Origin of the sequence: Pseudonocardia sp. C8 (assembly GCF_014267175.1) — a bacterium.
Taxonomy (GTDB): domain Bacteria; phylum Actinomycetota; class Actinomycetes; order Mycobacteriales; family Pseudonocardiaceae; genus Pseudonocardia.
In genome coordinates this window covers 1,130,639-1,147,516 of record NZ_JACMTR010000002.1, presented here as the reverse complement: position 1 = coordinate 1,147,516, position 16,878 = coordinate 1,130,639, and the positions used below count along the sequence as shown (strand labels likewise).

The 16,878-nt window shown below is 73.1% G+C and carries 15 protein-coding genes; 6 read left to right on the top strand and 9 right to left on the bottom strand.

The features are described 5' to 3' along the window. Positions 1-232 precede the first annotated feature (232 nt). From H7X46_RS06065 to H7X46_RS06035, 7 genes are all read right to left on the bottom strand, one after another. Entirely contained in the window at positions 233-1,756 is a 1,524-nt protein-coding gene (locus H7X46_RS06065; protein WP_186358469.1) for a nucleobase:cation symporter-2 family protein, read from the bottom strand. A gap of 11 nt (positions 1,757-1,767) precedes the next feature. Further along, the gene (pucL, locus tag H7X46_RS06060; protein ID WP_186358468.1) at positions 1,768-2,649 is read right to left on the bottom strand and encodes a factor-independent urate hydroxylase; all 882 of its coding nucleotides are present in this window, start codon (positions 2,647-2,649) and stop codon (positions 1,768-1,770) included. Positions 2,650-2,693: 44 nt separating this feature from the next. After that, positions 2,694-3,020: a hydroxyisourate hydrolase gene (uraH, locus tag H7X46_RS06055; protein WP_186358467.1), complete on the bottom strand. Its 327-nt coding sequence runs from the start codon at positions 3,018-3,020 to the stop codon at positions 2,694-2,696. Beyond that, on the bottom strand, positions 3,017-3,511 hold the full coding sequence (uraD, locus tag H7X46_RS06050) for a 2-oxo-4-hydroxy-4-carboxy-5-ureidoimidazoline decarboxylase (protein WP_186358466.1): 495 nt from the start codon (positions 3,509-3,511) through the stop codon (positions 3,017-3,019). Before uraD ends, uraH begins: the two co-directional genes overlap by 4 nt. 77 nt (positions 3,512-3,588) lie before the next feature. Continuing rightward, entirely contained in the window at positions 3,589-4,425 is an 837-nt protein-coding gene (locus H7X46_RS06045; RefSeq protein WP_186358465.1) for a bifunctional allantoicase/(S)-ureidoglycine aminohydrolase, read from the bottom strand. A 38-nt stretch (positions 4,426-4,463) separates the two neighbouring features. Continuing rightward, complete coding sequence (locus H7X46_RS06040; RefSeq protein ID WP_186358464.1) at positions 4,464-5,741, bottom strand: aldolase/citrate lyase family protein; 1,278 nt, start codon at positions 5,739-5,741, stop codon at positions 4,464-4,466. Then, positions 5,738-7,150 (bottom strand): NAD-dependent malic enzyme, encoded by a 1,413-nt coding sequence (locus tag H7X46_RS06035; protein WP_186358463.1) that lies wholly within the window; start codon positions 7,148-7,150, stop codon positions 5,738-5,740. Before H7X46_RS06035 ends, H7X46_RS06040 begins: the two co-directional genes overlap by 4 nt. Before the next feature lie 343 nt (positions 7,151-7,493). On the opposite strand from H7X46_RS06035, the gene H7X46_RS06030 reads away from it, so the two are divergent. From H7X46_RS06030 to H7X46_RS06010, 5 genes are all read left to right on the top strand, one after another. Beyond that, complete coding sequence (locus tag H7X46_RS06030) at positions 7,494-8,279, top strand: hydroxypyruvate isomerase family protein (protein WP_186358462.1); 786 nt, start codon at positions 7,494-7,496, stop codon at positions 8,277-8,279. A 38-nt stretch (positions 8,280-8,317) separates the two neighbouring features. Beyond that, positions 8,318-9,205 carry a 2-hydroxy-3-oxopropionate reductase gene (locus H7X46_RS06025; protein ID WP_186358461.1) on the top strand — a complete coding sequence of 296 codons (888 nt, stop codon included), beginning with the start codon at positions 8,318-8,320 and terminating at the stop codon, positions 9,203-9,205. Continuing rightward, positions 9,202-10,980 (top strand): glyoxylate carboligase, encoded by a 1,779-nt coding sequence (gene gcl, locus H7X46_RS06020; RefSeq protein WP_186358460.1) that lies wholly within the window; start codon positions 9,202-9,204, stop codon positions 10,978-10,980. Before H7X46_RS06025 ends, gcl begins: the two co-directional genes overlap by 4 nt. Before the next feature lie 4 nt (positions 10,981-10,984). Beyond that, positions 10,985-12,142: a glycerate kinase gene (locus tag H7X46_RS06015; RefSeq protein ID WP_186358459.1), complete on the top strand. Its 1,158-nt coding sequence runs from the start codon at positions 10,985-10,987 to the stop codon at positions 12,140-12,142. 876 nt (positions 12,143-13,018) lie between these two features. Continuing rightward, on the top strand, positions 13,019-13,639 hold the full coding sequence (locus tag H7X46_RS06010; RefSeq protein WP_186358458.1) for an antibiotic biosynthesis monooxygenase: 621 nt from the start codon (positions 13,019-13,021) through the stop codon (positions 13,637-13,639). A gap of 3 nt (positions 13,640-13,642) precedes the next feature. On the opposite strand, the gene H7X46_RS06005 is transcribed toward H7X46_RS06010, so the two are convergent. Both H7X46_RS06005 and H7X46_RS06000 read right to left on the bottom strand, forming a co-directional pair. After that, positions 13,643-14,221: a hypothetical protein gene (locus H7X46_RS06005; RefSeq protein WP_186358457.1), complete on the bottom strand. Its 579-nt coding sequence runs from the start codon at positions 14,219-14,221 to the stop codon at positions 13,643-13,645. A 12-nt stretch (positions 14,222-14,233) separates the two neighbouring features. Then, entirely contained in the window at positions 14,234-15,427 is a 1,194-nt protein-coding gene (locus H7X46_RS06000; protein ID WP_370588629.1) for an MFS transporter, read from the bottom strand. A 120-nt stretch (positions 15,428-15,547) separates the two neighbouring features. Between H7X46_RS06000 and H7X46_RS05995 the strand changes: the two genes are divergently transcribed. Further along, entirely contained in the window at positions 15,548-16,735 is a 1,188-nt protein-coding gene (locus tag H7X46_RS05995; protein WP_186358455.1) for an aminotransferase, read from the top strand. The last annotated feature ends 143 nt before the right edge of the window (positions 16,736-16,878 follow it).

Genomic DNA, 16,878 nt, shown 5'->3' with positions numbered 1-16,878 from the left:
ATCGACAGCGCGTGCGCCGGCGAGCCGCACACTTCCGCCCCGCCCCGGCCAGATACGCGCTGATCGACAGCGGGTGCGCCGGCGAGACGCACGCTTTCGCCCCACCCCGGGCGGGAACGCACTGATCGACAGCGAGCGCGGCCCGCCGCCCCCGACCGACCACGTACTCATGGACCGAAAGCCCCGTGCTGCGGGACTTTCGGTCCATGAGTGTGCCGTGGGTCAGGTCAGGTCAGTGCCCGTTCGGCTCGGCGTCCAGCCGGTAGGGCACGGGCTTGCCGTCGGCGTCGCACACCGGTACCGGGTTGCCGTCGGCGTCGACGATCCGCCCGTCCTCGATCCGGTCGCCGTTGCGCAGCCGCGACAGCGCCTTGAGGTCCGAGTAGTCGATCACCCGGCTCGCCGTCCCGAACACCGACGGGTTCTCGGCGGGCTTGCCGAGCCGCAGGTGGTTGAACAGCAGGTTCAGCAGCACCGCCATGATCGCGGCCGAGCTGATGCCCGAGTGGAAGATCGTGCCGACCCACTCCGGGAACTCGTCGTAGAACGACGGCGCGGCGATCGGGAGCATGCCGAACCCGACCGACGCCGCGACGATGACGAGGTTCATGTTCCCGTTGTAGTCGACCTTGGACAGCGTCTTGATGCCGGACGCCGCGACCGTCCCGAACAGCACCAGGCCGGCGCCACCGAGAACCGGGTACGGGATCGCGGCGACGACCCGCCCGAGCACCGGGAGCATGCCCAGCACCAGCAGCACCACACCGCCTGCGGTCACCACGAACCTGCTCTTCACCCCGGTGATCGCGACAAGCCCGACGTTCTGGGCGAACGCGCTCTGGGTGAACCCGTTGAAGACCGGTGCGATCGCCGAGGCCGCCATGTCGGCCCGCAGGCCGTCGCCGATCCGGCGCCGGTCGACCGGCGTGTCGACGATCTCGCCCACCGCGAGGATGTCGGCCGTGGTCTCGGTGAGGATCACCAGCACGACGATGAACATCGAGATGATCGCCGCGATGTCGAACACCGGCCAGCCGAACGCGAACGGGGTCGGCACCGCGAAGATCGGGCCGGCGGCGACCTTCGAGAAGTCCGCCATGCCGATCACGGAGGCGATCACCGTGCCGATCACGATCGAGAACAGGATCGACAGCCGGGAGATCGCCGGGATCGCCACCTTGCTGAGCAGCAGCACGATGAGCAGGGTCAACGCGGCCAGCGCGATGTTCGCGATCGAGCCGTAGTCCGGCGCCTTCGTGTTGTTGCCCATCGCCCACCGGGCGGCGACCGGCATCAGGCTGAGCCCGATCACCGTGATCACCGTCCCGGTGACGACCGGTGGGAAGAACCGGACCAACCGGGAGAAGAACGGCGCAATGAGCAGGCCGAGCGCCGCGGAGGCCATGACGGCGCCGAACACGCCGGGTAGCCCGCTGTCGGCCACGATCGCGGTCATCGTCGCCACGCTGGCGAACGACGTGCCCTGGACCAGCGGCAGCTGGGACCCGAAGAACGGCACGCCGAACGACTGCAGGATCGTGGCCAGCCCGCCGATGAACAGGCAGGAGGCGACGAGCAGGGCGATCTCGTTCGCCGACACCCCTGCGGCGCCACCGATGATCAGCGGCGGCGCGATGATGCCGCCGTACATCGTCAGGACGTGCTGGATCCCGTAGGCGAGGCTCTTCCCGGGGCCGAGCCACTCGTCCTCGGGACGGGCCGCGGCGACCTCGCCGCTCGTGGTTTCCTTCGCCATCGACGCCATCCTCAGCAGAACCCGGCGATGCCGGACCAGGCCGCCTCGGCGGGCTCGGCGCCGTCACGGGCGATGGTCGCCTCGATCAGGCCGTAGGGCCGGTCGGCCGCGAAGAAGACCTCGCCGGGGTTGTCGAGCCCGCAGAACGACAGGTCGGTCAGGAAGTGGTGCTTGTTCGGGCAGGAGAACTTGATCTCTGCGACCTCGGGGTGGGTGTCGATGACGGCCTCGGCCATCTGGAACAGGGTCTGCTGCAGCGCGTACGAGTACCCGTCGGAGAACTTGTCCAGGATGATGTCGCGGACGCTCGCGTAGAGGGCGTTGTAGTCCAGCCCGGTGCCGACGTAGCGCCAGCGGGCCGTCACGTCCGTGGCGAGGATGCGGTCCTCGGTCTCCTTCAGCGTCGTGTACCGGTCCTTCGGGTAGCCGACGAACCCGGATCCGGTCGACTTCAGGACGGTGAGGTCCTTCAGGCCGGCGATCACGACGTCCTCGTCGCCGTCCCGGACGACGACCGCGGTGCGGGTCTCCGGGCCGGAGCGGTAGAAGGCGTGGTCGTGGTCGTTGATCCGGCTCCACAGGTACTGCTCGGCCGCCCAGCGCCCGCCGGTCACCCAGTCGAAGGAGCCGGTGAAGTGGTGCGCCAGCCGGAGCAGGAAGTCCTCCGGGGAGGTGATGCCGTCGCGGGCGAACGCGTAGACGGTGTTCTTCTGGGTGTCGGTCGGGACGACGTGGGCGTTGTCGCCCTCCAGGTGGGCGGCCTCGAAGTCACCGCGCAGCTGGGAGGTGACGTTGAGGTCGACGATCTCGTGCCGCGGGGTGTCCCGGGTGACCCGGACGACCCGGTTCTCGGCCTTGCCGTACTGGTTGGAGGTGAGAACGGCCTTGCTCATCTTGCGACTCCTTTGTCGGTGGGGTCTTCTCGGCTGCCGCGTTCTCAGCTGCCGCGGTACGTCGAGTACGCGAACGGGCTCAGCAGCAGAGGGACGTGGTAGTGCGCACCGGGGTCGGAGACCGTGAACGGGATCTCGACCGTGGGGTAGAACGTGGGGGTCCCCTTCGTGGCGAAGTAGTCGCCGGAGGCGAAGACCACCCGGTAGTCGCCGGCCGCGAGCGGCGGGACGCCGAAGTCCCGGACGCGGCCGTCGTCGTCGGTGGTGCCGTGGCCGAGCACCTCGCCGGTGGCCGAGCGGAGCTCGACCGCCACTCCGGTGGCGGGCCGCCCGTCGACGGCGTCGAGGACGTGCGAGGACAGGGTGCTCACGGGGTGACGGCTCCCTTCAGGCGGAGGACGGCGATCTGGGTGAGCTGGTCGGCGACCACGGCGTCCTCCGTCGCCGGGTCGTTGCCCAGCCGCTGCTCCAGCTGGTCGAGGATCTCCGCGGCGTCCCGGCCGGCCGCCCGGATCAGGAACACCCGGCCGAACCGCTCCTCGTAGGCGCGGTTGCCCTCCAGCAGCCGGGCCTGGACCGAGTCCGAGGTGTCGAGCCCGGCCTGCTCCCCGCGGGAGAGCCCGGCCTCGGCGCTGTCCCCGCGCGCCCGCTCGCCGATCCGCGGGTGGTGGGCGAGGGCGGCGTCGACCTCCTCGGCGGTGAGGGCGGAGGCGGCCTTCTCCCCCGCGGCGACGAGGTCGTCGACGCCGGCGTACGGCCGGCCCTCGACGACCTCCGCCACCCAGCGGTCGACCCCGAGGCAGGGCCGGACGACGGCCTCGGCCTCCCGGCCGGGCGCGGCGTTGAACTCTGCGAGGCGCATCGGCGCGCTCCTCCTACTGCTGGATTCGTGAGTGGTTCTCAGGGCTCCGGCCCCGCCAACCACTCACGGGGCTGTTGTCAGAAACGGGTCAGCCGGGCGTGCCGGTTGACGTCCTTGTAGAGCAGGTAGCGGAACCGGCCGGGGCCGCCCGCGTAGCAGGCCTGCGGGCAGAAGGCGCGCAGCCACATGAAGTCGCCCGCCTCGACCTCCACCCAGTCCTGGTTGAGCCGGTAGACCGCCTTGCCCTCCAGCACGTACAGGCCGTGCTCCATGACATGGGTCTCGGCGAACGGGATCACACCACCCGGCTCGAAGGTGACGATGTTGACGTGCATGTCGTGGCGCAGGTCCGACGGGTCGGCGAACCGGGTCGTCACCCACCGGCCGTCCGTGCCGGGCATCGGGTTCGGCGTGACGTCACGCTCGTGGGTGACGAACGCGTCGGGCGCGTCGACGCCCGGGGCAGGCTCGTAGGCCTTGCGCACCCAGTGGAACCGTGCCGGCTCCGCCGCGCGGTTGTGCAGGGTCCACGCCTGCCCGGCGGGCAGGAAGGCGTAGCCGCCGGCATCGAGCGTGTGCGTCCCGGCGGCCGGGCCGCCGTCGACCGTCAGCTCCAGCTCGCCCTCGACGACGAACAGGACGCCCTCGGCGGCCGGGTCGGTCTCCGGGGTGTCGCTCCCCCCTCCGGCCGCCACCTCGACGATGTACTGGGAGAACGTCTCGGCGAACCCGGACAGCGGGCGCGCCAGCACCCAGAGCCGGGTGTCGGTCCAGCCGGGCAGGAAGCTCGTGACGATGTCCTGCATGCAGCGCTTCGGGATGACGGCGTAGGCCTCGGTGAACATCGCGCGGTCGGTCAGCAGCTCGGTCTGCGGGGGGTGACCGCCGTGCGGGGCGTAGTAGGTGGTCGACACGGGTGGCTCCTCGGAAAGGGGTGGGACGGGACGGACGGTCAGGCGGTGGGTTCCCAGCGAGGCCGGGCGAGCTGCTCGAGCCGGGCCACGTCGACCCCGGTCGCGGCGGTGGCCTCCTCGGCCCCGACCGCGCCGCAGCCGATGCCCCGCAGCAGGTACCGGGCGAGTGCCCGCGCCGTCGCGGGCTCGTCCATGATCCCCGACTCGACGCTCCCGAGGTAGGCCGCGAGCCGTGCGGCCGCGGCCGGGAACCCCTCCCGGTAGAACGCGAAGGTGGCGACGTACCGGGTGGGCAGGTGCCCGGGGTGCATGTCCCAGCCCTGATAGTAGGCGCGCTCCAGGCTGCGGCGGACCAGGTCGTGGTGCAGCCGCCACGCCGCGTGCACGGCCTCGGCGTCGCCGGTCGGCAGGACGTTCGTCGAGCCGTCGGACAGGTGCACCCCCGTGCCCGCGGCGGCGACCTGCATGAGCTGCTTGGCGAAGTCGGCGGCCGGGTGGGCCGGCGACTGGTAGGCCGCCGAGACGCCGAGCGCGGCGCTGTAGTCGAAGGTGCCGTAGTGCAGCGCGCTCACCCGGCCGTCACCGGCGGCGATCGCGGCGGCCACCGGGGCCGTCCCGTCGGCGCCCACGATCAGCTGGGGGGTCTCCACCTGGACCTCGAAGCGCAGCCGGCCTGCCGGCAGCCCGGCCGCCCGCTCGTACTCGGCGCAGAGCGTGACCATCGCCTCGACCTGGCTGACCGTGCTGACCTTCGGCAGCGTGATCACCAGCCCGTCCGGCAGCCCGCCGTGGTCCAGCAGCGTCGACAGGAACAGGTCGAGCGTGCGGATGCCGCGGGCCCGGGTGGCGGCCTCGAGGCACTTGAACCGCAGGCCGATCCAGCGCGGCGCGGTCCCGTCGGCGACCGAGCGGGCCACGGTCGTCGCGGCCCGGACGGCGTCGGCGTCCTCGACCTCTCCCCCGCGGTCGCCGTAGCCGTCCTCGAAGTCCAGCCGCAGGTCCTCGATCGGGCCGCTCGCCAGCTTCGCGTCGACCCGCGGCGCGACGGCGCCGGTGAGCTCGGCGGACAGGCCGAGCTCGGCGCAGAGCTTCTCGGTGCCGCCGTGCGCGGCCAGCAGCTCGGTGGCCCGCCTCCCCCACTCGGCCGGCAGCTCCGCGGTGTAGGCGTCGGCCGGGACGTAGACGGTGTGCACCGGCTGCGGCCGACCGTCGTCGCCGGGGTAGGCGGCGGCGAGGAACGCGTCGGTCGCGGCGAGGTGGGCGTCGGCGCCGGTGTAGGCCGCGGCACCGAGCCGCCCGGTGGGCGTGGCGGTCATCGCTCGCCGCCCTCGCTGCTCTCCTCGGCCCCGGTGGCCGCCGCCTTGACCGCAGCCGCGACGGCCGGCGCGACCCGCGCGTCGAACACGCTCGGGATGATGTAGCCGGTCGTGAGCTCGTCGTCGGAGACGCAGTCGGCGATCGCCTTCGCGGCCGCGACGAGCATCGGGGTGTCGATCTCGTGCGCGCCGGCGTCGAGCAGGCCGCGGAACAGCCCGGGGAACGCCAGCACGTTGTTGATCTGGTTGGGGAAGTCGCTGCGACCCGTCGCGACCACGGCCGCGTGCTCGGCCGCCGCGGCCGGCGGTACCTCGGGGTCCGGGTTGGACAGCGCCATGACGACGGCGTCCTTCGCCATCGTGGCGATGTCGTCACCGTCGAGCAGGTTGGGCGCGGACAGCCCGATGAAGACGTCGGCGCCCGCCAGGACCTCCTTGAGGGTGCCGGTGCGCCCCTCCGGGTTGGTGTTCGCGGCGAGCCAGTCCAGGTGGCCGTGCGCGTGGGTCTGGTCCGCGTGGATCGCCCCGTGCCGGTTGCAGGCCACGATGTCGCGGGCGCCCTGCGCGTGCAGCAGCTGGATGACCGCGTGGCCCGCTGCGCCGACACCGCTGACGACGATGCGGACGTCGCCGATCTTCTTCCCGACGACCCGCAGCGCGTTGATGAGCGCTGCCAGCACGACGATCGCGGTGCCGTGCTGGTCGTCGTGGAACACCGGGATGTCGAGCTCCTCCCGCAGCCGCCGCTCGATCTCGAAGCAGCGCGGCGCGGAGATGTCCTCCAGGTTCACCCCGCCGTAGCTCGGCGCGATGGCCTTGACGATGGAGATGATCTGCTCGGTGTCGGTCGTGTCGAGGCAGACCGGCCAGGCGTCGACGCCGGCGAACTGCTTGAACAGCGCCGCCTTGCCCTCCATGACCGGCAGCGCGGCGGCCGGGCCGATGTCGCCGAGCCCGAGCACGGCGGTGCCGTCGGTGACGACGGCGACGGTGTTGCGCTTGATCGTGAGCCGGCGCGCGTCCTCCGGGTTCCGCGCGATCGCCATGCAGACCCGCGCGACGCCGGGGGTGTAGGCCCGGGACAGGTCGTCGCGGTTGCGCAGCGTGACGGTCGGCTCGACCGAGAGCTTGCCGCCCAGGTGCATGAGGAACGTGCGGTCCGAGACGTTGCGGACCCGCAGGCCGTCCTGCGCGTCGAGGGCCTCCCGGATCTGGTCCGCGTGGACGGATCCGCTCGTGTTGCACGTGATGTCGACGACGGTGCCGTGGTGGCTGGACTCGACCGTGTCGAATCCGGTCACCTCCGCACCGGTCTCCGCGACAATGGTGGCGAGCTCGGCCGTCGACACGCGGTCGCCGTCCACCTCGACGCGCAGCGTGATGGAGCTGCCGGGACTGGGGCTGGTCATCTGGCCTCCCTGCCATTCCGATGTGCGGAGGTTAACTTCCGCATGGCAGAACAAGCAAGGCCTCCGCGCCAGCATTCTGTCGCGATGCGACATCATGATTCCGCATCGTGAAACTCGACCTCGAGCCGGTCGCGTCCGCGAGCCGGCCGGACGCAACCGCACCGCGGAGGCGTCGGCGCTGCAGCGCTGTCGCCGCCATGCGAGATCCGGCATCCGGATCGCGGAACTTCTCTCGCCCCTGCGCTTGACCCGACCCCCGCCACCGCCGTACTGTTTCCGCATCGCAGTAGCAAGATTCCGCAATGCGGAAGTTTCATCCGCCATCAGGAGGGACCCCCGAACCATGACGAGGTACACGGTCAACGCCTCGATCCTGCTCACCGGCACCCCGCTGCTCCAGCGGGCCGAGAAGGTTGCCGCCGCGGGTTTCGGCGCGGTCGAGTTCTGGTGGCCGTTCGCCACGGCGGTTCCCGGTGACGCGGAGGTCGACGCCTTCGTCCGCTCGGTCGGCGACGCGGGTGTGCAGCTCTCCGGCCTGAACTTCTTCGCGGGCGACATGCCCGCGGGCGAGCGCGGTCTGGTGAGCCTGCCGAGCAGGAGCCAGGAGTTCGTCGACAACATCGACGTCGTCGTCGACATCGGCAAGCGGCTGGGCTGCACCGCGTTCAACGCGCTCTACGGCCTCCGCGGCGACGGCGACCCCGCCGCCCAGGACGAGCTGGCCGTCGAGAACCTCGCGCGGGCCGCCGAGGCGGTCTCCGCGATCGGCGGCACCGTGCTGCTGGAGCCGGTCTCCGGCGCCGACGCCTACCCGCTCAAGACCGCGGCGGACGCGCTCGCCGTGATCGACAAGGTCGGTGCTGGCAACGTGGCCCTGCTGGCCGACTTCTACCACCTCGCCGTCAACGGCGACGACGTCGACGCCGTGATCGACGGACATGCCGCGCGGTTCGGCCACGTCCAGATCGCCGACGCCCCGGGGCGCGGCCAGCCGGGCAGCGGCGACCTGCCGATCCGGTCCTGGATCGAGGCCGCCGAGGCGCGTGGCTACGACGGCTACGTCGGACTCGAGTACAAGGACGACAGCGACGACCCGTTCGCGTGGCTCCCCCGCGCCGAGCGCCGCTGAGCTCCCCGACCCACGAACCTCCGCGAAAGGACCTGAACATGACCAAGGGAACCGTCGCCGTCATCGGACTCGGCATCATGGGCGGCCCGATGGCCGCCAACCTCGTCACGGCCGGATACGACGTCGTCGGCGTCAACCGCAGCCGCCCGGCCGTCGACAAGCTCGTGGCCGCGGGCGGGAAGGCCGGCGCCTCGGTGGCCGAGGCCGTCGCCGGCGCGGACGTCGTGATCACCATGCTCCCCGACTCCCCCGACGTCGAGGCCGTCGCCACCGGGCCGGACGGTGTCATCGCGAACGCCGCGCCGGGCACCGTGTGGATCGACTGCTCCACGATCCGCCCCGACGTCGCGACGGCCCTCGCCGAGCAGGCCTCCGCCGCCGGCCTGCGGCCGCTGGACGCCCCGGTCTCCGGTGGCGAGCAGGGCGCGGTCGAGGGCGTGCTCTCGATCATGGTCGGCGGCGACGCCGCCGTGCTGGAGGAGGTCCGCCCGGTGCTCGACGCCGTGGGCAAGACCATCGTCCACGTCGGACCGGTCGGCAGCGGGCAGACCGTGAAGGCGGCCAACCAGCTGATCGTCGCGGGCACCATCGAGCTCGTCGCCGAGGCGCTGGTGTTCCTCGAGGCCTACGACGTCGACACCACCGCCGCGATCGAGGTCCTGGCCGGCGGCCTGGCCGGCAACCGCATCCTCGACCGCAAGGCGAACTCGATGGCCGCGCGCGAGTTCACGCCCGGCTTCCGGGTCGACCTGCACCACAAGGACCTGGGCATCGTGACCTCCGCCGCCCGCGCCGCCGGCGTCGCGATCCCGCTGGGCTCCCACGCCGCCCAGCTCATGCAGGCGCTCCGCCAGCTCGGCCACGGCGACCTCGACCACTCGGCGCTCCTGCTGCTCGTCGAGCAGCTCTCGGGGAGGAAGTCATGACCCGCATGAAGGCGGCCGACGCGGCCGTCCTGATCCTGGAGAAGGAGGGCGCCACCCAGGCCTTCGGCCTGCCCGGTGCCGCGATCAACCCCTTCTACGCCGCGATGCGCGCCCACGGCGGCATCGCGCACGTCCTCGCCCGCCACGTCGAGGCCGCCTCGCACATGGCCGAGGGCTACACCCGGGCCGCGCCCGGCAACATCGGCGTCTGCATCGGCACGTCCGGCCCCGCCGGCACCGACATGATCACCGGCCTGTACTCGGCGTCCGCCGACTCCATCCCGATCCTGGCGATCACCGGGCAGGCGCCCGTCGCCAAGCTCGACAAGGAGGACTTCCAGGCCGTCGACATCGCCGCGATCGCCGCGCCCGTCACCAAGTGGGCGGTCACGGTCAAGGAGGCCGCGCAGGTCCCCGGCGCGTTCCAGAAGGCGTTCTGGCACATGCGCGAGGGCCGGCCCGGGCCGGTGCTGGTCGACCTGCCCATCGACGTCCAGCTCGCCGAGATCGAGTTCGACATCGACACCTACGAGCCGCTGCCGGTCGTGCGGCCCGCCGCCACCCCGGCGCAGGCGTCGAGGATCCTCGACATGCTCACCGCGGCCGAGCGACCGGTGATCGTCGCCGGTGGCGGCGTCATCAACGCCGACGCGGCGGACGGGCTCGTCGAGCTGGCCGAGACCCTGCAGGTGCCGGTCATCCCGACCCTGATGGGCTGGGGCGCGATCCCGGACGACCACCCGCTGCACGCCGGCATGGTGGGCCTGCAGACCTCGCACCGCTACGGCAACGCGACCCTGCTCGCCGCCGACTTCGTGCTGGGGATCGGGAACCGGTGGGCGAACCGGCACACCGGGGCGCTCGAGACCTACACCGAGGGCCGCACGTTCGTCCACGTCGACATCGAGCCGACCCAGATCGGGCGGGTCATCGCCCCCGACTACGGCGTCGTCTCCGACGCCGGTGCCGCGATCGACGCGCTGCTCGTCGAGGCGCGGGCGCGCCGGCAGCAGCACGTCGTCCCCGACTACGGGGTCTGGGTGAAGGACTGCGCCGCGCGCAAGTCCACGCTGCAGCGCAAGACCCACTTCGACGACATCCCGATCAAGCCGCAGCGCGTGTACCAGGAGATGAACCGCGCGTTCGGCCGCGACAGCGTCTACGTCTCCACGATCGGCCTGTCCCAGATCGCCGGGGCGCAGCTGCTGCACGTCTACCGGCCCCGGCACTGGATCAACTGCGGCCAGGCGGGCCCGCTCGGCTGGACGATGCCGGCGGCGCTCGGCGTCGCGACCGCCCGACCGGACACCACGGTCGTCGCGCTGTCGGGCGACTACGACTTCCAGTTCCTCATCGAGGAGCTGGCGGTCGGGGCGCAGCACCAGATCGGGTACGTCCACGTGCTGGTCAACAACTCCTACCTGGGGCTGATCCGGCAGGCTCAGCGCGGGTTCCAGATGGACTACCACGTGTCCCTCGGCTTCGACAACATCAACTCGCCGGACGTCGAGGGCTACGGCGTCGACCACGTCAAGGTCATCGAGGGGCTCGGCTGCAAGGCGCTGCGGGTCACCGACCCGGCCGAGCTCGAGAACGCGTTCGGGAACGCCCAGGCGCTGGCCGCCGAGCACAGCGTGCCGGTCGTCGTCGAGGTGATCCTGGAGAAGGTCACCAACATCTCGATGGGCGCCGCGGGCATCGACGCGGTCAACGAGTTCGAGCCCCTCGCGCTGACCGGGCAGGACGCGCCGACCGCCATCTCGGTGATGGACTGAGCCCATGCGCATCGTGATCGCCCCCGACAAGTTCAAGGGTTCGCTCGACGCCGCCGAGGTGGCCGCCGCGGTCGCCGACGGCGTGCGCTCGGCGCTGCCCGGAGCGGACCTGGACCTCGTCCCCGTCGCCGACGGCGGCGAGGGCACGGTCGCCGCGGCCCTCGGCGCGGGCTTCCGCCCCGTCGAGGCCACGGTGACCGGGCCGGTGGGCGATCCGGTGCGGGCCGCCGTCGCGGTCGACGGGAGCACGGCGGTCGTCGAGCTGGCGGCCGCCTCCGGGCTCGACCTGCTGCCCGGGGCCGCGGCGGGCACGCCGCGGTTCGCCCCGCTCGACGCCGGCACGGCGGGCACCGGGCAGCTGATCACCGCCGCGCTCGACGCGGGCTGCACCCGCATCGTGCTCGGCGTCGGCGGCAGCGCCACCAACGACGGTGGCGCCGGCATGCTCGCCGCGCTCGGCGCCCGACTCACCGGCGCCGGCGGCGCCCCGCTGCCGGCCGGCGGCGGGGCGCTCGCCGGCATCGAGGCGATCGATCTCTCCGGGTTGGACCCGCGGCTGGCCGGGGTCGAGGTGGTACTGGCCGCCGACGTCACCAACCCGCTCCTCGGGCCGGACGGAGCCGCCGCCGTGTTCGGCCCGCAGAAGGGGGCGAGCGCGGCGGACGTCTCGACCCTCGACGCCGCGCTCGCCCGCTTCGCCCGGTGCGTCGCCGCCGCCGTCGGCCGGGACCCGGACGAGCTGGTCTCCCTGCCCGGCGCCGGCGCGGCGGGCGGGGTCGGGTTCGCCGCTCTCGCCGTCCTGCGCGCCACCCGGCGGCCGGGCATCGAGGTCGTCCGCGAGCTCGTCCGGCTGGACGAGCGGCTGGCCGGCACCGACGTCGTCATCACCGGCGAGGGAAGCCTCGACGGGCAGAGCCTCGGCGGGAAGTCCCCGGTCGGCGTCGCCGCGGCGGCCCGCGCGCACGGCGTGCCCACCGTCATCGCGGTGTGCGGGCGCAACCAGCTCGACGCCGGCCAGGCCCGCGCGGCCGGGTTCGACCAGGTGCACGCGCTCGCCGACCGCGAGCCGGACCCGCGGCGCAGTATGGCCGAGGCGGCGCGGTTGCTCACGGAGCTGGGGCGGGAGCTGGCGTCCGAGCAGGGCACCGGGGCCCGGACCTGAGCCCACCCGAGCTCCCGCGGTCCCCGTGCCCGGGCGGCTCCGTGCGACCCGTCGACCCCGTGGCCCCGACGAGTCGCACGGTGCGGCCTTCGCCGGGGCGAGTCCGTGCTGATCGACACCGCGGTCCGGGTCGGGTTGCACGTTTCCGGCCCTCGCCGGGGCGAGTCCGTGCTGATCGACACCGCGGTCCGGGTCGGGTTGCACGTTCCGGCCCTCGCCGGGGCGAGTCCGTGCTGATCGACTCCGCGGACCAGGTCCAGTTGCACGTTCCGGCCCCCGTCGGGGCGCCTCCGTGCTGATCGACTCGCACCCACCCGACGAGGCGCACGTTCCCGCCGCGCCCAGGGCCGACACGTGCTGATCGACACCGCAGACCCGGGCGACACGCACGTTCCGGCCCCCGACGGGGCGCCTCCGTGCTGATCGACTCCGCGGACCAGGTCGAGTTGCACGTTCCGACCCTCGCCGAGGCGCCTCCGCCGACTCGCACGTTCCTGCCCCGGCCGAGGCGCCTCCGCGCTGATCGACTCGCACCCACCCGACGAGATGCACGTTCCCGCCGCGCGCGGGGCGCATACGTGCTGATCGACTCCGGGCACGCCGCCCGTCCTGGCCCTGGCGTGGGGGAACGCGCGCTGCTCAGCTCGCGAGCTCGATCTACGCGACTCGCTCGGTCGGGCGCGATCGTCGAACCCTGCTCGATCCCGCCCACGACGCGACCGCGACGATGCGAGCGGCACCGCCTCCGCCCGCGCCGCCCACCGAACGACGCACCAACGGACCCGCACCGGCGGTTGTCTCGATGTGTGACCCGGAGCACAGTGGTGGGTCGCGGCGGCGCCGCCGGGGCGCCACCCCACCGGAAGGAGCTGCACGATGTTCGCACGTTCCACCACGGTTCTCGCCCGTCCCGAATCCATCGACTCGGGCATCGCGCACCTGCGCGACGAGGTGATGCCGGAGCTGCTCGCAATGGACGGCTGCATCGGCATGTCGATGCTGGTCGACCGGATGTCGGGCCGGTGCATCATGACGAGTGCCTGGCAGTCGCGGGACGCCATGGTCGCCAGCGAACCCCGGGTACGGCTGCTGCGCGAGCACGCCTCCGAACTGCTCGGCGCCCGCCCCCAGGTCGACGAGTGGGAGATCGCCGTCCTGCACCGCGACCACACCTCGCGCCCCGGCGCGTGCGTGCGTGCCACCTGGGTCCGGATGACCCCGTCCGAGGCCGACCGCGCCGTGGACGTCTACCGGATGGGCCTGCTCCCCACGATGGAGGGCTACGAGGGGTTCTGCAGTGCCAGCCTGCTGATCGACCGGAGCTCGGGCCTCGGGGTGTCCTCGGTGACCTACGACAGCTTCGAGGCGATGGAGCGCAGCCGGGAGCAGGCGGACGCGCTGCGCGAGTCCGGTGCCCGGGATGCGGGCGTCGAGATCATCGAGGTGTGCGAGTTCGAGCTGGCGATCGCCCACCTGCGGGTGCCCGAGATGGCGTGACCCTCAGTACCCGGGTGCCCGTTCCCCGTCGGTCTTCTCGTCGTCGCCGATCCAGACGTGGATCGACGACACCCCCGGGGTCCGCACGGTGACCTGCAGGTCCCACGGGCCTGCGGTCTCGGGCACGATCTCGGTGGAGAACCGGTCCCACTCGCAGTCCGGCGCGCACCACGCCTCGAGGACGACGTCGTCGTCGATCGCCGTGCGGCCGTCCGGGCCGGCGAGGCGCACCCGCATGCGCAGCGGGTCGGAGAAGGTGAACCCGGCCGGTTCGACGGCGATCATGAGGGGGTGCCGGGCGCCCGGGTGCTCGACGGTGAACGTGTGCCGCTCGGTGAACGGGACGTCGGCGGCCGCGGTGTCGGCGACGGTCTCGTAGAGGGTGCGGTCGGCGTTGCCGGAGTCCAGCAGGAACGCGACCGCGCCGAACGCCGTGCAGAACGCCATGATCGCGGCGGGCAGCCCGGCGTCCCGCCACCGGTAGCTGCGGGTACCGTCCTGCAGCTGCGCCCACAGCGCGCACCCGGCGAAGAGGACCCCGCAGCCCACCCCGGTCCAGAAGAGGATCCAGCTCGTCGACACCCACGGATGCGATCACCTGCCGGGCCGGTCGGTCATCCCCACGATCGACGATCCCGGGTGGCTGCCCAGCGCCAGCACCGCGCCGAGCGCGGCGGCCCCGGCGAGCACGGCGAACAGCGCCGGGTAGCCGCCGAGCGGACCGGCCAGCGCGGACCCCGCCCACGGCGAGACCGCCACCGCCACGGTCGCCGGCGCCGACAGCAGGCCGTTCAACCGGCCGTAGTACCGCGACGGCCACCGGTCGGACACCGCGGTCGCCTGCAGCAGGGTGGTGATCCCGCGGGCCGCACCGGTCAGCATCGCGGCCGCGACCAGCACCCAGGCCGGCCCCGGCAGCACCCCGAGCAGCCCGGTGGTCACGGCCAGTCCCGCGAGGACGGCGACGGCGCGGGCCCGCACCCCGAGCCGGCCGACCGCCCGGGTGTAGAACGCCCGGCCCAGCACCTGCCCGACGCCGCCGAGGCCGAGCGCCCAGGCCGCCGTCTGGACGTCGAGCCCCCGTTCGATCAGCAACGGCACCTGGTTGACCGCGACCGCGAACGCGCAGAACGCGCCCAGGAACACCGCGGCCGTCGTGAGGACGAACGCGGGGCTGCGCGCGATCGTCCCGGGATCGTCGCCGCGCGGCGGCGGGGGCGCGTCCGGCCACGGCCCGCGCAGCCCGAACAGGTGCGCGGGCACCGTCACCACGCCGAGCACCGCGGCCAGCACCAGGTAGGCGCCGCGCCAGCCGAACCACTCGAGGAGGGCGGCCGACAGCGGGGCGAACATGGTGCTCGAGAGCCCGGCGACCAGGGTGAGCACGGTCAGCGCCCGGACCCGGTCGTGCCCCCACCAGCGGGTCAGCGCCGCGAACGCGGGCGGGTAGAGCGTCGCCGCCTGCGCCAGCCCGGCCAGCAGCCACGCCGCCAGGAACCACGGCCACGTCCCCGCGCACGCGATCCCGACGACGGCGGGCACGCCGAGCAGCGACCCGGCCGTCATCGGCCAGCGCGGCCCCCACCGGTCGAGCTGGCGCCCGACGACGATCCCGGCCAGCGCCGACACGACCAGACCCGCCGAGAACGCCCCGGTCACCGCGGGCAGCGACCAGCCGGTGTCGTCGGCGATCGCCGGGGCCAGCACCGGCAGCGCGTAGTACAGGACTCCCCAGCTCGTGATCTCGGTCAGGCACAGCACGAGCAGCACGCGGCGGCGGAGTCCCACCCGGATACGGTGGCACCGCCCCGGTCGCCCGCGCACCGCAGGTGGCCGGCATGTCTACACTGCCCCGGGCGCCGGCCGGCGGCCCGGACGGACACCTGGAGGAAGGGACGGCGGGTAGCGGTGCGACTCCATCCCACGACGGCGGCGGGGGTCGACTCGCCGATCGGCGCGGCGCTGGCGCTGGCCGCCGAGCGCGATCCCGCCCGGGACGCGGAGCACCCCCTGCTGGACCTCTCCCAGGCGGCGCCGCCGTACCCGCCGGCTCCCGAGGTCGCCGCGCGGGTCGCCGAGGTCGGCCGGGACCCGGGCGGGTCCGGGTACGCGCCCGTCCCCGGGCTCCCGCCGCTGCGCCGGGCCATCGCCGACGAGCTGTCCCGCGACTACGCCGGCGGGATCACCGCGGACGACGTCGTGGTCACCGCGGGGTGCAACCAGGCCTTCGCCGTCGTCGCCGACGCGCTGGCCGGGCCGGGCGACGAGGTGATCACCCACCTGCCGTACTACTTCAACCACGACATGTGGCTGCGGATGCGCGGCGTCACCCCGGTCCACCTAGAGCCCGACGAGCACCTCGTGCCGCGCGCCGTCGACGCCGAGGCGCTGGTCACGCCACGGACCCGGGCCATCGTGCTGATCACCCCGGGCAACCCGAGCGGGGTCACGGTCCCGCCCGCCGAGATCGTCGCGTTCGCCGAGCTGGCCCGGCGCCACGACATCGCGCTGATCCTCGACGAGACCTACCGCTCCTTCCGCGACACGACCGCACCGGCGCACCCGCTGTTCGCCGACCCGGACTGGCGGTCGACCGTGGTCAGCCTGCACTCGTACTCCAAGGACCTCGCCGTGCCCGGCTACCGGGTCGGGTCGGTGGTCGCCGCGCCCGAGCTGAACCGGCAGGTCCTCAAGCTGCTGGACTGCGTCGCGATCTGCGCGCCCCGGATCGGCCAGGAGGCCGTGCTGACCGGCCTGACCCGGGCCGGGGCGTGGCGGTCCGCGCGGGTCGCCGAGATCGCGCAGCGGCGGGCCTGGCTGGGCGCCGCGCTCGCCGGGCGGCCGGGCGGGTTCGAGATCGTCTCGCTGGGCGCGTTCTTCGCCTGGGTGCGGCACCCGTTCGCCGACCGGCCGACGCTGGACGTGGTGCGGGAGCTCCTGCTCGAGCACGACACCCTCGTCATCCCCGGCACGGCGTTCCTGCCCGACGACCGCCGGATGCTGCGGGTGAGCGTCGGGCGGGTGGACCAGGCGGCCGCGGCGACGCTGGCGGACCGGCTCGCCGAGGCCGGCCGGCGGGTGGGCGCCACGCGGTGACCCGCGCGGTCACTCACCCTGCGTGAGCACAGCGGCACCTGGAGCCCGCGATCACGAGACAATAACGCGACCTGAGTCAACCTCACGAGACGGAGATCGCAACACTCTGTACACAGACCCCTGAGGCGTTACTGCATGCGTGT